Origin of the sequence: Micromonospora sp. C28SCA-DRY-2 (genome assembly GCF_030519475.1) — a bacterium.
Lineage (GTDB): Bacteria > Actinomycetota > Actinomycetes > Mycobacteriales > Micromonosporaceae > Micromonospora.
Genome location: NZ_JAUMKD010000005.1, coordinates 170,655 through 182,794 on the forward strand (window position 1 = coordinate 170,655; position 12,140 = coordinate 182,794).

Sequence of the window (12,140 nt, forward strand, 5' to 3'; positions counted from 1 at the left end):
ATGGCGGGATTCGGCGAGCCCGGGGTCGGCGTGGTGGACGCGGCCGGGATGACGGTCGGCGTGGTCGCCGCCCGCTGGCACGGCGAGCTGACCGACCACATGCTCGACCGGGCGGTGGCCGCCGCCGAGGCGTGCGGGGCACGGCCGGTGGTGGCCCGGGTGGCCGGCTCGGTGGAGCTGCCGGTGGTGGCCCAGGCGCTCGCGCGCCGGTGCGACGTGGTGGTCGCGCTCGGCGTCGTGGTGCGCGGCGCCACGGCCCACTTCGACTACGTCTGCCGCTCGGTCACCGACGGGCTGACCCGGGTGGCGCTGGACGAGGGGAAGCCGGTCGCGCACGGGGTGCTCACCGTGGACACCATCGAGCAGGCCCGGGACCGGGCCGGGCTGCCCGGCTCGGCCGAGGACAAGGGCTGGGCGGCGACCGTCGCCGCGCTCGACGCGGCGCTGGCCATCCGCGGCCTGGCCGCCGGCAACGGGCACCGGGTCGGCTTCGGCGGCTGACCCGGGTGACCCTTGAGTTCGCCGCCCTGCCCGGGCTGCGGATGGCGTACCGGACCTGGGGCCCGCCCGACGGGCGGCCGGTCGTACTGCTGCCCGGTGGCGCCGGCGACGGCGCCAGCTGGGCGCCGGTGGCGGCCCGGCTGTCCGACACCTTCCGGCTGTACGCCCCGGACCCGCGCGGATTCGGCGCGAGCGACCGCCCGGGGCGGTACGGCCTGGCGCTGTACCGCGACGACGTGCTGGCGCTCTGCGACGCGCTCGGCCTGGCGCGACCGGTCCTGGTCGGGCACTCCTCGGGAGCGGTGGTGGCCGCCATGGTCGCCCGGGCCCACCCGACCCGGGTGGCCGCCCTGGTGCTGGCCGAACCCCCGCCGCCGGTGCCGCTCGGGCTGCGGCTGCCCGCCCGGCCGGACCCTCCACCGGATTACGACTGGGCCGCCCGGGAGGCGGTGGTCGCCGAGCTCAACGCGCCCGACCCCGCCGGATGGGACCGGCTCGCCCGGATCACCGCGCCGACCCTGGTGGTCGCCGGCGGCCCGACCAGCCACCTGCCGCAGGATCAGCTCGCCCGGATGGCGGCGCGGCTGCCCGCCGGGCAGCTGGTCACCATCGACGCGGGGCACGCCGTGCCTGCGTCCCGGCCGGCGGCGTTCGCCGCCACCGTACGGGCCTTCCTGGCCGGTCCCGGTGGGTGAGCGGAAGCTGACCCGGCGCACGTGCCCTGGTGGGGCGACTGGAAGAATCGCGGCGTGAAGACGTTCGAGGAGTTGTTCGCCGAGCTGCAGGCCAAGGCCGCCGCCGGCACTCCCGGCTCGGGCACGGTCGCCGCGCTCGAGCGGGGCGTGCACTTCATCGGCAAGAAGGTCGTCGAGGAGGCGGCCGAGTCGTGGATGGCCGCCGAGCACGAGGGCCGGGAACGGGCCGCCGAGGAGATCTCCCAGCTGCTCTACCAGACCCAGGTGCTGATGCTCGCCACCGGTCTCGAGCTCAAGGACGTCTACCGACATCTGTGAGTGCGCCCCGTCGTTGATCCGAATCGACTGCTAGGAGCACTCCGTCATGCTGCGTGTCGCCGTACCCAACAAGGGCACCCTGGCCGAGCCGGCCGCCCAGATGCTGCGCGAGGCGGGCTACCGCCAGCGCACCGACCCGAAGGACCTGGTCTGCCGGGACGAGGCCAACGACCTCGAATTCTTCTACCTGCGCCCGAAGGACATCGCCACCTATGTGGGCTCCGGTGACCTCGACCTCGGCATCACCGGCCGGGACCTGCTGATCGACTCCGGGGCGCCGGCCGAGGAGGTGGTCGACCTGGCCTTCGGCCGGGCCACCTTCCGGTTCGCCGCCCGCCCCGACGACATCGACTCGGTGCAGGAGCTGGGCGGGCACCGGATCGCCACCGCGTACCCGGGCCTGGTCGAGCGGCACCTCGCCGACCTGGGCGTCAAGGCCGACGTGATCCGCCTGGACGGCGCGGTGGAGAACGCCGTCCGGCTCGGCGTCGCCGACGTGGTGGCCGACGTGGTGGAGACCGGCGCCACGCTGCGGCAGGCCGGGCTGGTGGTCTTCGGCGAGCCGCTGCTGCGCTCCTCGGCGGTGCTGGTCCGCCGCGCCGACGCCACCGGGCACCCGCAGGCCGAGCAGCTGCTGCGCCGGCTGCACGGGGTGCTGGTCGCCCGCCGCTACGTGATGCTGGCGTACGACGTGCCGGCCGGGCTGCTCGACCGGGCCAGCTCGCTGACCCCGGGCATCGAGTCGCCGACCGTCTCCCCGCTGCACCGGGAGGGCTGGGTCGCGGTGCAGGCGATGGTGCTCCGCGACGACGTGCACCGGATCATGGACGAGCTGTACGAACTCGGTGCCCGCGCCATCCTGGTCACCAACATCCACGCCTGCCGGCTGTGACCCGGCCGGCGCCGCCGCCCGGGCACGGTCCCGCCGACCCCGCCGGGACGCCGACGGCCGGCGATCCGTCGGCGCCGGTCGGTGTCGGGGCGCCCGCGGGCGGGGCCGTTCCGCCGCAACGCGGTGCGGCGCGCCCGGGGGCGGCGCGGCGACCGATGCCGCCCTGGCTGGCGCTCGCCCTGGTCACCCTGGCCGGCGTCGCCTCGGCGGCGCAGGGAGCGGCCAACGGGGAGTTGGGCACCCGGGTCGGGCACGCGACGCTGGCCGCGGTGGTCAACAACCTCGGCGGCACCCTGCTGGTGATCCTCGGGCTGGCCGTCCTGCCCACGATGCGGACCGGGTTGGCCGCGCTGTGGCGCCAGCGGCTGCCCTGGTGGTCGTACCTGGGCGGGCTCGGCGGGGCGGCGATCGTGGTGCTCGGCGCGTACCTGGTGCCGGCGCTCGGGGTCGCGGTGTTCACCATCGCGCAGGTCGCCGGGGGCAGCCTCGGCGGGTTGGCGGTGGACCGGGCCGGGCTGGCCCCGGTCGGCCGGCTCGCGCTCACCGGCCCCCGGATCGCCGGCGGGCTGCTCGGGGTGGCGGCGGTGGCGCTGGCCCAGTTCGGCCAGCCGGTCGGGGAGCTGGCCGTCGGCCTCGTCCTGCTCGCCGTCGCCGGGGGCGTCGCCGTGGCGCTCCAGACCGCGCTCAACGGCCGGATCTCCGCCGCCAGCTCGGCCGCCGCCGGGGTGGCCGTCAACTTCGCGGTCGCCACCCCGGCGGTGCTGCTGGTCGCCGCCCTCGCCGGCGCCCTCGCCGGGCCGGATCCCGGCTGGCCCGCCGCCTGGTACCTCTACACGGGCGGGCTGCTCGGGGTGGCCATCGTCGCCGGCCTGGTGATCGGGGTGCGCGCGGCCGGGGTGCTGCGCACCGGGCTGGCCCTGGTGGCCGGCCAGCTCGGCGGGGCGCTGCTGCTGGACGTCCTGCTGCCGGGTGGTCCCGGCGCCCGGCCCGCGGTGCTGGCCGGCGCGGTGCTCACCCTGCTCGCGGTCGTGGTCGCCGGCCGCGCGCCCCGCCGCCCGGCCCGGCCCGACGGCCGCCCGGGCTGACCGGCCACGGCGGGTCCGGTGGCCGCGACCTGGCCCGGGTTCGGCGATCCGGGTCGGGTGGGGCGGCCGGCGCCGGCGAGCCGCCCGCCGGCATCCGCCCCTGGCCGGGGCGGTCGCGGCCGGCGACCCGCGCCGCGTGTGGCGGCGGAGCACCCGCCCGGGGCGGGTGGCAGACTGGTGGGGTGAGCGACACCGAGCTGATCCGTCTCCGGCCCCGCCGCATCCGGCTGGTCTGCTGGACCTCGGCGGCCCTGCTGCTGATCGTCTTCAGTCTGGTGGCCACCTCGCTGAGCGGCCCGACCGGCGACGGCTACGGCACGTTCCAGCGCGGCGACCAGATCGCCATGATCGGTCTCGGCGTGTTCGGTGCGCTCGGCTTCCTGCTCTTCACCCGGCCCCGGGTGGAGGCCGACGCGCGCGGGGTGCGGGTACGCAACGTCCTCGGCTCGTACGACCTGCCGTGGGAGGTCGTCCGGGGGGTCCGGTTCGACCGGGGCGCCCCCTGGGCCAGCCTGGAGCTGCACGACGACGACCTGGTCCCGATGGTCGCCCTGCAGGCCGCGGACAAGGAACTGGCGGTCGACGGGGTGCGCGCCCTGCGCCGCCTGCACCAGGCCCACCAGACCCGCCTCGCCGAGCGCGCCGCCGGCCGCTGACCCCGCCCCGACGTCCCGGACCTCGCGCCAAGATCCACGCTCGTTCGCTGAAAGAGTGGCTGTTCCGTCCCGGATGACGCCTCGTTCTCCGAACGGGCGGCCCGCCTCCCCGGACGGCGGAGCGGGGCGCGGGGGGAGGGGTGGGGCGTCCCGGTTTGGGGGTGGGTCGGCCCAGGGTGTAGTGTTGTCGAGTCGACCAGGCTGTCCCGCGCGTGCGCGGCGGCCATGAAAGTGGAGCGCCTGCTCCCACCCGAGTCGCCGCGACGGTGGCCGGGTCCGGTCCCCGGTTCCGGGCATTTCCCGGTGCCGGATGCGCGATCATGTGATCGTGCCGACCGGTCGAGCGGGCCCTGGCATGCGCCGGGGCCTTCTGCTTTCCGGGTCGGTTCCCACCCGGGAGCCGCGGGGTCGGCAGCAGCAGATTCTCGACTCGAGGAGGCCCCATCAGCGTCGAACCACGCGTGAACGAGCAGATCCGGGCACGTGAGGTCCGACTGGTCGGCCCTGAGGGTGAGCAGGTGGGCATCGTCCCGCTGGAGCGCGCCCTTCAGCTGGCCGCGGACGTCGACCTGGACCTGGTCGAGGTTGCGCCGATGGCGCGCCCGCCGGTGTGCAAGCTCATGGACTTCGGCAAGTTCAAGTACGAGAGCGCACTGAAGGCGCGCGAAGCGCGGCGTAACCAGCAGCAGACCGTCATCAAGGAGATGAAGCTCCGGCCGAAGATCGACCCGCACGACTACGAGACCAAGAAGGGTCACGTGGTGCGGTTCCTCAAGGCCGGCGACAAGGTCAAGGTGACGATCATGTTCCGCGGTCGCGAACAGAGCCGCCCGGAGCTGGGCTACCGGCTCCTGCGCCGGCTCGAGTCGGAGATCTCGGAGCTGGGGTACGTCGAGGCCGCGCCGAAGCAGGACGGCCGAAACATGATCATGGTGCTGGCACCGCACCGCGCCACCAAGGCCGCCGCGACGGCGGCCCGCGGTAGCGCGCTTCCGCGGGGCGAGCGGGAATCCGGCGCCCCCGAGGCGGCGCCGCCGGCCGAGGCCGGGCCCGCCGGGACCACCGGCGAGTAACAGGGGAGAAGACGTTCCACATGCCGAAGATGAAGAGCCACACGGGGATGGGCAAGCGGGTCCGGCTGACCGGCAAGGGCAAGGTCGTTGCCCAGCAGGCCGGCCTCCGGCACAACCTGGAGAAGAAGCCCTCCACCCGGACCCGCCGGCTGACCGGCACCGTCGAGCTGGCCAAGGCCGACGTGAAGCGCATCAAGAAGCTGCTCGGCCGCTGACGCGCGCCACCTGACGTAAGAAGGAGTTGAGATGGCACGCGTCAAGCGGGCTGTGAACGCCCAGAAGAAGCGCCGTACCCTGCTGGAGACCGCGAGCGGCTACCGCGGCCAGCGCTCCCGGCTGTACCGCAAGGCCAAGGAGCAGGTGCTGCACTCGATGCAGTACGCCTACCGGGACCGTCGCGACCGCAAGGGCGACTTCCGGCAGCTGTGGATCCAGCGGATCAACGCGGGCGCCCGGGCCAACGGGATGACCTACAACCGCCTGATCCAGGGTCTGAAGCTGGCCGGCGTCGAGGTCGACCGCAAGATCCTCGCCGACCTGGCGGTCAACGACGCCGCCGCGTTCGCGGGGATCGTCGAGGTCGCCCGGGCCGCGGTCGCAGCCGAGGGCACCGGCGGCGCGGCGGCCCAGGCCGCCTGATCCACCGGCAGCTGAGCGAGGCGCCCCGGTCCACGAGACGGGGGCGCCTCGTCCATGCCTGAGGACACCATGCTCTTCACCCCGCGTACGCCCCGGGTGGTGGCCGCCCGCCGGTTGCAGCGCCGCCGGGACCGCGAGGCCACCGGCCGGTTCCTGGCCGAGGGGCCGCAGGCGGTCCGCGAGGCCCTGGCCCGGCCCGGGGTGGTCGCCGAGCTGTTCGGCACCCCGGCCGCGCTGGACCGGCACGCCGACCTGGTCGCCCTGGCCACCGGCGGTGGTGTGCCGGTCTCCCCGGTGACCGAGGACGCGCTCACCGGGCTCGCCGAGACCGTCGCCCCGCAAGGGCTGGTGGCGGTCTGCCGGCACCTCGACGTGCCGCTGGACCGGGCGCTGGCCGCGGCGCCCCGGCTGGTCGCCGTGCTCGCCGAGATCCGCGACCCGGGCAACGCCGGCACCGTGCTACGCACCGCCGACGCCGCCGGGGCGAGCGCGGTGGTCTTCGCCGGCGACGCCGTCGACCCGTACAACGGCAAGTGCGTGCGGGCCTCCGCCGGCAGCCTCTTCCACGTCGACGTGGTCCGCGCGGCCGACCCGCCGGCCGTGGTCGCGGCGCTGCGCGCCGCCGGGCTCACCGTCCTCGCCACCACCGGCTACGGCGCGGACGACCTGGACGACCTCGCCGACGCCGGCCGGCTGGCCGCACCCACCGCGTGGCTCTTCGGCTCGGAGGCGCACGGGCTGCCCGAGGCGCTCACCGCCGCCGCCGACGCCCGGGTGCGGGTGCCGCTGCACGGGCGCGCGGAGAGCCTGAACCTGGCTGCGGCAGCGGCCGTCTGCCTGTACGCTTCAGCGAGAGCACAGCGGCGGCCGTGACCCGGCCGTCCGAGGCACAGATCGCAGGGGAGAGCGTCCGCCCATGAACGCGCCACGGCGTTCGTTTAGCCAGCCCGCCGGTGTCGGCGGGCGGCGGGCCTGACCTGCTCTCCGCGCAACTCCCACCGGCGGGCTGCGGCACAGCCGCGCGTCCGTAGACTCGCTTCGCCGGCCCGTGAGGGCTGGCGCCGCCGTGAGGGAGTGCCCGTACGCCATGAGCTACCGCAACGATCCGTACGACCCGAAGCAGGTCGCCCTGCTCGACCCGGCCGCCCTGGCCGAGGCCGTGGCCGCCGCCGAGAAGACGTTCGCCGCGGCCGGTGACCCCGACGCGCTGACCGCGCTGCGCCCGGCGCACCTCGGCGACCGGGCCCCGGTGTCCCTGGCCCGCCGGGAGATCGGCGCGTTGCCGCCGGCCGCGAAGGCCGACGCCGGCAAGCGGGTCAACGAGGCCCGCCGCGCCATCGAGACCGCGTACGCCGCCCGCCAGGAGATCCTGGAACGGGAGCAGGCCGAGCGGGTGCTGGTGGAGGAGCGCGTCGACGTGACGCTGCCCTACGACCGGCGTCCCCGCGGCGCCCGGCACCCGATCAGCACGCTGATGGAGCAGATCAGCGACCTGTTCATCGGGATGGGCTACGAGGTGGCCGAGGGGCCCGAGATCGAGCTGGAGTGGACCAACTTCGACGCCCTCAACATCCCGGCCGACCACCCGGCCCGCGGCCTGATGGACACCTTCCACATCGCACCGGCCGGCGGATCCGCCCCGGCGGCCGGCGATCAGGCGGGCTCCGGTCTGGTGCTGCGCACCCACACCTCGCCGGTGCAGGCGCGCACCATGCTGACCCGCCAGCCGCCGATCTACGTGGTGGTGCCCGGCCGGGTCTACCGCACGGACGAACTCGACGCCACCCACGCGCCGGTCTTCCACCAGGTCGAGGGCCTGGTGGTGGACAAGGGCATCACGATGGCGCACCTGCGCGGCACGCTGGACCACTTCGCCCGGGCCATGTTCGGCGAGGGCGCGAAGACCCGCTGGCGCCCGCACTACTTCCCGTTCACCGAGCCGTCCGCCGAGTTCGACGTCTGGTTCCCGGAGCACCGGGACGGGCCGCAGTGGGTCGAGTGGGGCGGCTGCGGCATGGTCAACCCGCGGGTGCTGCGCGCCTGCGGCATCGACCCGGAGGTCTACTCCGGATTCGCGTTCGGCATGGGCATCGACCGGACGGTGATGGTCCGGCACGGGGTCAGCGACATGCGGGACCTGGCCGAGGGCGACGCGCGGTTCACCCGCGCGTACGGGGTCGAGGCGTAGGGCGATGCGGGTACGAGTTACGGAGACGGTGGTCTGAGTCATGCGAGTTTCTGTCAGTTGGCTGCGGGAGTACGTCGACCTCCCCGCCGACCTGCCCACCGGCGATCTGGAGCAGGCCCTGGTCGACCTCGGCATCGAGGTCGAGTCCGTGGTGGACCTGCGGGCGAGCGTCACCGGCCCGCTGGTGGTCGGTGAGGTCCGCGAGATCGAGGAGCTGACCGGCTTCAAGAAGCCGATCCGGTTCTGCCGGGTCGACGTCGGGAACGCCAACGGCACCGGCGAGCCGCAGGAGATCGTCTGCGGGGCGACCAACTTCGCCCCCGGCGACCGGGTCGTGGTGATCCTCCCCGGCGGCGTGCTGCCCGGCGGCTTCGCCATCGGCGCCCGCAAGACCTACGGCCGCAACTCCAACGGCATGATCTGCTCGGCCCGCGAGCTGGGGCTCGGCGACGACCACTCCGGCATCCTGGTGCTGCCGCCGGACAGCCCGGCCAAGCCGGGTGACGACGCGCGGCCCGTGGTGGGGCTCGACGACGTCGTGGTCGAGGTGGAGATCACCCCGGACCGGGGGTACGCGCTGAGCGTGCGCGGCCTGGCCCGGGAGCTGTCGCACGCGCTCGGCGTGCCGTTCCGCGACCCGGGCCTGGCGCCCGCGCCCGGCGGCACCGAGGCGCCGGCGTACCCGGTCCAGGTGCGCGACACGGTCGGCTGCGACCGGTTCGCCGCCCGGATGGTGCGCGGCGTCGACCCGACCGCGCAGAGCCCGGAGTGGATGCAGCGCCGGCTCACCCAGGCCGGCGTGCGGGCCATCTCGCTGGCGGTCGACATCACCAACTACGTGATGCTCGAACTCGGCCAGCCGATGCACGCCTTCGACGCCGACCGGATCACCGGTCCGCTGGTGGTGCGCCGCGCCGAGCCGGGCGAGAAGCTGACCACGCTGGACGGGGTCAGCCGGGTGCTCGCCGCCGAGGACATGGTGATCTGCGACGACACCGGTCCGATCTCGCTCGCCGCGGTGATGGGCGGCGAGACCAGCGAGGTGGTGGCCAGCACCACCAACGTGCTCTTCGAGGCCGCCCACTGGGACCCGGTGATGGTCGGCCGTACCGCCCGCCGGCACAAGCTGTTCAGCGAGGCCGCGAAGCGCTGGGAGCGGGGCGTCGACCCGGCGCTGCCGCTGGTCGCCCTGGAGCGGGCGGTCCGGCTGCTCACCGAGCACGGTGGCGGGACCGCCGGCGCGGAGATCCTGGACATCGACCACGTCCGGCCGCCCGCCCCGGTGGTGCTGCCGGTCGACCTGCCCAGCCGGCGGGTCGGCGTGACGTACCCGCCGGCGCGGGTGGTCGCCCTGCTGGAGCAGGTCGGCTGCACGGTCATGCGGGGCACCGACCGGCTGGCCGAGGATCCGGGCGAGGTGGGCGTACCGGCCGGCGACGGGGCGGCGCTGACCGTCACCCCGCCGAGCTGGCGGCCGGACCTGCTGCACCCGGCCGACCTGGTCGAGGAGGTGGTCCGGCTCGACGGGTACGACCGGGTGCCGTCGGTGCTGCCGATGGCGCCCGCCGGCCGTGGGCTGACCTGGCAGCAGCGGCGCCGCCGGGCGGTCTCCCGGTCGCTGGCCGAGCGGGGGTACGTCGAGGTGCTCGCCCACCCGTTCGTCGCCCCCGAGCTGCCCGACCTGCTCGGCCTGCCCGCGGACGACCCGCGGCGGCGCGCGGTGCGGCTGGCCAATCCGCTGTCGGAGGAGGAGCCGCTGCTGCGCACCACGCTGCTCGGGCCGCTGCTCGGCATCGTCAAGCGCAACCTCGGCCGGGGCCTGCGTGACCTGGCGCTCTACGAGATCGGCGCGGTCTTCCAGCCGCGTCCGGGCGCCGGCCGGCCGCCCGCGATGGGGGTGGAGCACCGGCCCACCGAGGCCGAGTTCGCCGCCGCCGACGCGGTGCTGCCGCACCAGCCCCGGCACGTCGCGGTGGTGCTCACCGGTGACGTGGAGCCGGCCGGCTGGTGGGGCGCCGGGCGGGCCGCCGGCTGGGCGGACGCGATCCAGGCCGGCCGGGACGTGCTCGCCGCCGCCGACATCCCGGAGCACCGGATCGAGGTCCGGGCCGCCGAGTACGCCCCGTGGCACCCCGGTCGCTGCGCCGAGCTGCTGGTCGACGGCGAGGTCGTCGGGCACGCCGGTGAGCTGCACCCGGCGGTGGTGGCGGCGCTGGAGCTGCCCCGGCGGACCAGCGCCATGGAGCTGGACCTGGACGCCCTGCCGCCGGCCCCGGTGGCGCCCGCGCCGACCGTGTCCGGCTTCCCGCCGGCACTGATCGACGTGGCGCTGGTGGTCGACGAGTCGGTGCCCGCCGCGCAGGTGCAACGGGCTCTGGTCGAGGGCGCCGGCGAGCTGCTGGAGGGGGTGCGGTTGTTCGACGTGTACGCCTCGGAGCAGCTCGGCGCGGGCCGCAAGTCGCTGGCGTACAAGCTCACCTTCCGCGCCCCGGACCGGACGTTGACCGTGGAGGAGGCGGTGGCCGCCCGGGACGCGGCGGTCGCCCGCGCCGCGGAGCGGTTCGGCGCCGTCCTGCGCGGCGCCTGAGCCGGTGCCGCTGTTGGGCTGGCTCGCGGTGGCCGGCGCGCTCGCGTCGGCCGCCGCCGGGCTGTGGTGGGCGCGCCGGCACCTGCTGCTGGTGTCGGTGGTGGGGCGCAGCATGGAGCCCACGCTGCGGGCCGGCGACCGGGTGCTGGCCCGGCGGGTGCCGGTGGAGCGGGTCCGCGCCGGTGACGTGGTCGTGGTGGCGGCCCCGGCGGCGATGACCGCCGGTCATCCCGGCCGGCCCGGCGACGCCGGCCCGGGCCTGCTGATCAAGCGGGCGTACGCGGTGCCCGGCGACCCGGTGCCGGTCGACCGGGTGCCGCTGCTGCGCGGGGGCGCCGACCCGGTGGTGCCGCCCGGGCGCCTGGTGGTGCTCGGCGACAATCCGCCGTACAGCTACGACTCGCGCGAGTGCGGTTACATCCCGGCGGCCGACCTGCTCGGCGTGGTGGTGCGGCCGCGGCTGCCGCGGCAGCGGCGCGCCGCGTGACCGGGGTCCGGTCCCGCGGCGCGCCCGACCCCGGTCAGCACAGCGAGGTCATCGTGGTGGCGCCGGCCGAGCAGTAGTAGCCGCACGAGCCGCAGGACGTCTTGCAGGCAAGGTTCTGGCTGCACCGCTTGAAGTAGCACGTCGCGCACACCGCGCACCACGGGTCCGGCGGACAGCCGGCGGCCGCGGTCACCTTCGGCACGAACAGGCCGAGCATGCGCTCGCCCAGGTTTTCCAGCCGACGAAACATCTGATCACCTCCCTCGCCACGTCGGATGTGACGGACCGTACGGCGGTCGGTTACAGCGGGATACATCGTGCGCCCCGGGAGCCGGCCGAGCGGCCGTCGCCGATGTATCCCGGGTGTATCCCCGGCTCCTACCGTGTGCCTGCCCCGATCCGAGCGCAGGGAGGCGCCGATGCGGTACGTCGAGGTCGCCGGCCGGCTGACGCTGGCCCTGGTGTTCCTGGCGGCGGTCGTCGGCAAGGTACGCGGCCGGGCGGCGTTCGCCGAGTTCGCCCGCTCCGTCGACCAGTTCGGGCTGCTGCCCAAGGCGGGGGTGGCGGCGGCCGCGTACCTCGCCGTGGCGGCCGAGGCGGCGGTCGTCGGGCTGCTCGCCGTGCCGGCCACGGTGCCGGCCGGCTACGCCGTGGCGACCGGCCTGCTCGGCGTGCTCAGCGCGGCGATCGTGGCGGCCGTCCGCCGGGGTCGCCGGCCGGCGTGCCGCTGCTTCGGCGCCGGTGGGGCACCGCTCGGCGGCCGGCACGTGCTGCGCAACGCGGTGCTGCTGGCGGTCGCCGGTTTCGGCGGGGCGGTGTTCGCGCTGGCGCCGCCGGAGCCGCTGCGCCCGGCCGGGCTGCTGCTCGGTCTGGCCGCGGCGGTGCCGCTCGCCGCCCTGGTGATCCGCTTCGACGACCTCGCCGCGCTGTTCGCCCCCACCCCGACCCGCCGGTCGCCGGCCGCGCCCGCCGCCGGTCGCCGCCGGGGATGAGCCGTCCCGAGTCCGCCGTCCGTCGAC

At 75.7% G+C, this 12,140-nt stretch carries 15 protein-coding genes; 14 read left to right on the forward strand and 1 reads right to left on the reverse strand.

Annotated elements, in window-relative coordinates; genetic code table 11:
* The 13 genes from ribH to Q3W71_RS21565 all read left to right on the forward strand — a co-directional run bounded on the left by ribH (position 1) and on the right by Q3W71_RS21565 (position 11,121).
* Positions 1–501: a 6,7-dimethyl-8-ribityllumazine synthase gene (gene ribH, locus Q3W71_RS21505; RefSeq protein WP_302921178.1), complete on the forward strand. Its 501-nt coding sequence runs from the start codon at positions 1–3 to the stop codon at positions 499–501.
* 5 nt (positions 502–506) lie between these two features.
* Complete coding sequence (locus Q3W71_RS21510) at positions 507–1,196, forward strand: alpha/beta fold hydrolase (RefSeq protein WP_302921179.1); 690 nt, start codon at positions 507–509, stop codon at positions 1,194–1,196.
* Positions 1,197–1,250: 54 nt separating this feature from the next.
* The gene (locus Q3W71_RS21515) at positions 1,251–1,514 is read left to right on the forward strand and encodes a phosphoribosyl-ATP diphosphatase (protein WP_120331238.1); all 264 of its coding nucleotides are present in this window, start codon (positions 1,251–1,253) and stop codon (positions 1,512–1,514) included.
* Positions 1,515–1,560: 46 nt separating this feature from the next.
* A complete protein-coding gene (gene hisG / locus Q3W71_RS21520; protein ID WP_302921180.1) occupies positions 1,561–2,406 on the forward strand; it encodes an ATP phosphoribosyltransferase in 846 nt (281 codons plus the stop codon).
* 155 nt (positions 2,407–2,561) lie between these two features.
* Entirely contained in the window at positions 2,562–3,491 is a 930-nt protein-coding gene (locus Q3W71_RS21525; RefSeq protein WP_302921181.1) for a DMT family transporter, read from the forward strand.
* A gap of 182 nt (positions 3,492–3,673) precedes the next feature.
* The gene (locus Q3W71_RS21530) at positions 3,674–4,147 is read left to right on the forward strand and encodes a PH domain-containing protein (protein ID WP_302921182.1); all 474 of its coding nucleotides are present in this window, start codon (positions 3,674–3,676) and stop codon (positions 4,145–4,147) included.
* Positions 4,148–4,608: 461 nt separating this feature from the next.
* Entirely contained in the window at positions 4,609–5,220 is a 612-nt protein-coding gene (gene infC / locus Q3W71_RS21535) for a translation initiation factor IF-3 (protein ID WP_088994774.1), read from the forward strand.
* A 20-nt stretch (positions 5,221–5,240) separates the two neighbouring features.
* A complete protein-coding gene (gene rpmI, locus Q3W71_RS21540) occupies positions 5,241–5,435 on the forward strand; it encodes a 50S ribosomal protein L35 (RefSeq protein WP_088994773.1) in 195 nt (64 codons plus the stop codon).
* A gap of 31 nt (positions 5,436–5,466) precedes the next feature.
* Entirely contained in the window at positions 5,467–5,859 is a 393-nt protein-coding gene (gene rplT, locus Q3W71_RS21545; RefSeq protein ID WP_088994772.1) for a 50S ribosomal protein L20, read from the forward strand.
* Positions 5,860–5,913: 54 nt separating this feature from the next.
* Positions 5,914–6,732 (forward strand): RNA methyltransferase, encoded by an 819-nt coding sequence (locus tag Q3W71_RS21550; protein ID WP_302921183.1) that lies wholly within the window; start codon positions 5,914–5,916, stop codon positions 6,730–6,732.
* A gap of 214 nt (positions 6,733–6,946) precedes the next feature.
* Complete coding sequence (gene pheS / locus Q3W71_RS21555) at positions 6,947–8,047, forward strand: phenylalanine--tRNA ligase subunit alpha (protein WP_302921184.1); 1,101 nt, start codon at positions 6,947–6,949, stop codon at positions 8,045–8,047.
* 40 nt (positions 8,048–8,087) lie between these two features.
* Positions 8,088–10,634, forward strand: coding sequence for a phenylalanine--tRNA ligase subunit beta (pheT, locus tag Q3W71_RS21560; protein WP_302921185.1), 2,547 nt, complete (start codon positions 8,088–8,090; stop codon positions 10,632–10,634).
* Positions 10,635–10,638: 4 nt separating this feature from the next.
* Positions 10,639–11,121: a S26 family signal peptidase gene (locus tag Q3W71_RS21565; protein WP_302921186.1), complete on the forward strand. Its 483-nt coding sequence runs from the start codon at positions 10,639–10,641 to the stop codon at positions 11,119–11,121.
* Between the two features lie 34 nt (positions 11,122–11,155).
* Here the strand turns inward: Q3W71_RS21565 and Q3W71_RS21570 are convergent, their stop codons facing one another.
* Complete coding sequence (locus tag Q3W71_RS21570) at positions 11,156–11,371, reverse strand: hypothetical protein (protein ID WP_302921187.1); 216 nt, start codon at positions 11,369–11,371, stop codon at positions 11,156–11,158.
* 169 nt (positions 11,372–11,540) lie between these two features.
* Here Q3W71_RS21570 and Q3W71_RS21575 point away from each other — a divergent pair, with 169 nt between their 5' ends.
* Entirely contained in the window at positions 11,541–12,113 is a 573-nt protein-coding gene (locus Q3W71_RS21575; protein ID WP_302921188.1) for a MauE/DoxX family redox-associated membrane protein, read from the forward strand.
* The last annotated feature ends 27 nt before the right edge of the window (positions 12,114–12,140 follow it).

What these genes read in the sequence shown, in the direction of transcription:
- rpmI (WP_088994773.1), top strand. Translation starts at nt 5,241, where the DNA reads ATGCCGAAGATGAAGAGCCACACGGGGATGGGCAAGCGGGTCCGGCTG.
- hisG (WP_302921180.1), top strand. Translation starts at nt 1,561, where the DNA reads ATGCTGCGTGTCGCCGTACCCAACAAGGGCACCCTGGCCGAGCCGGCC.
- Q3W71_RS21575 (WP_302921188.1), top strand. Translation starts at nt 11,541, where the DNA reads ATGCGGTACGTCGAGGTCGCCGGCCGGCTGACGCTGGCCCTGGTGTTC.
- rplT (WP_088994772.1), top strand. Translation starts at nt 5,467, where the DNA reads ATGGCACGCGTCAAGCGGGCTGTGAACGCCCAGAAGAAGCGCCGTACC.
- pheS (WP_302921184.1), top strand. Translation starts at nt 6,947, where the DNA reads ATGAGCTACCGCAACGATCCGTACGACCCGAAGCAGGTCGCCCTGCTC.
- pheT (WP_302921185.1), top strand. Translation starts at nt 8,088, where the DNA reads ATGCGAGTTTCTGTCAGTTGGCTGCGGGAGTACGTCGACCTCCCCGCC.
- ribH (WP_302921178.1), top strand. Translation starts at nt 1, where the DNA reads ATGGCGGGATTCGGCGAGCCCGGGGTCGGCGTGGTGGACGCGGCCGGG.
- Q3W71_RS21525 (WP_302921181.1), top strand. Translation starts at nt 2,562, where the DNA reads ATGCCGCCCTGGCTGGCGCTCGCCCTGGTCACCCTGGCCGGCGTCGCC.
- Q3W71_RS21570 (WP_302921187.1), bottom strand. Translation starts at nt 11,371, where the DNA reads ATGTTTCGTCGGCTGGAAAACCTGGGCGAGCGCATGCTCGGCCTGTTC.
- Q3W71_RS21550 (WP_302921183.1), top strand. Translation starts at nt 5,914, where the DNA reads ATGCCTGAGGACACCATGCTCTTCACCCCGCGTACGCCCCGGGTGGTG.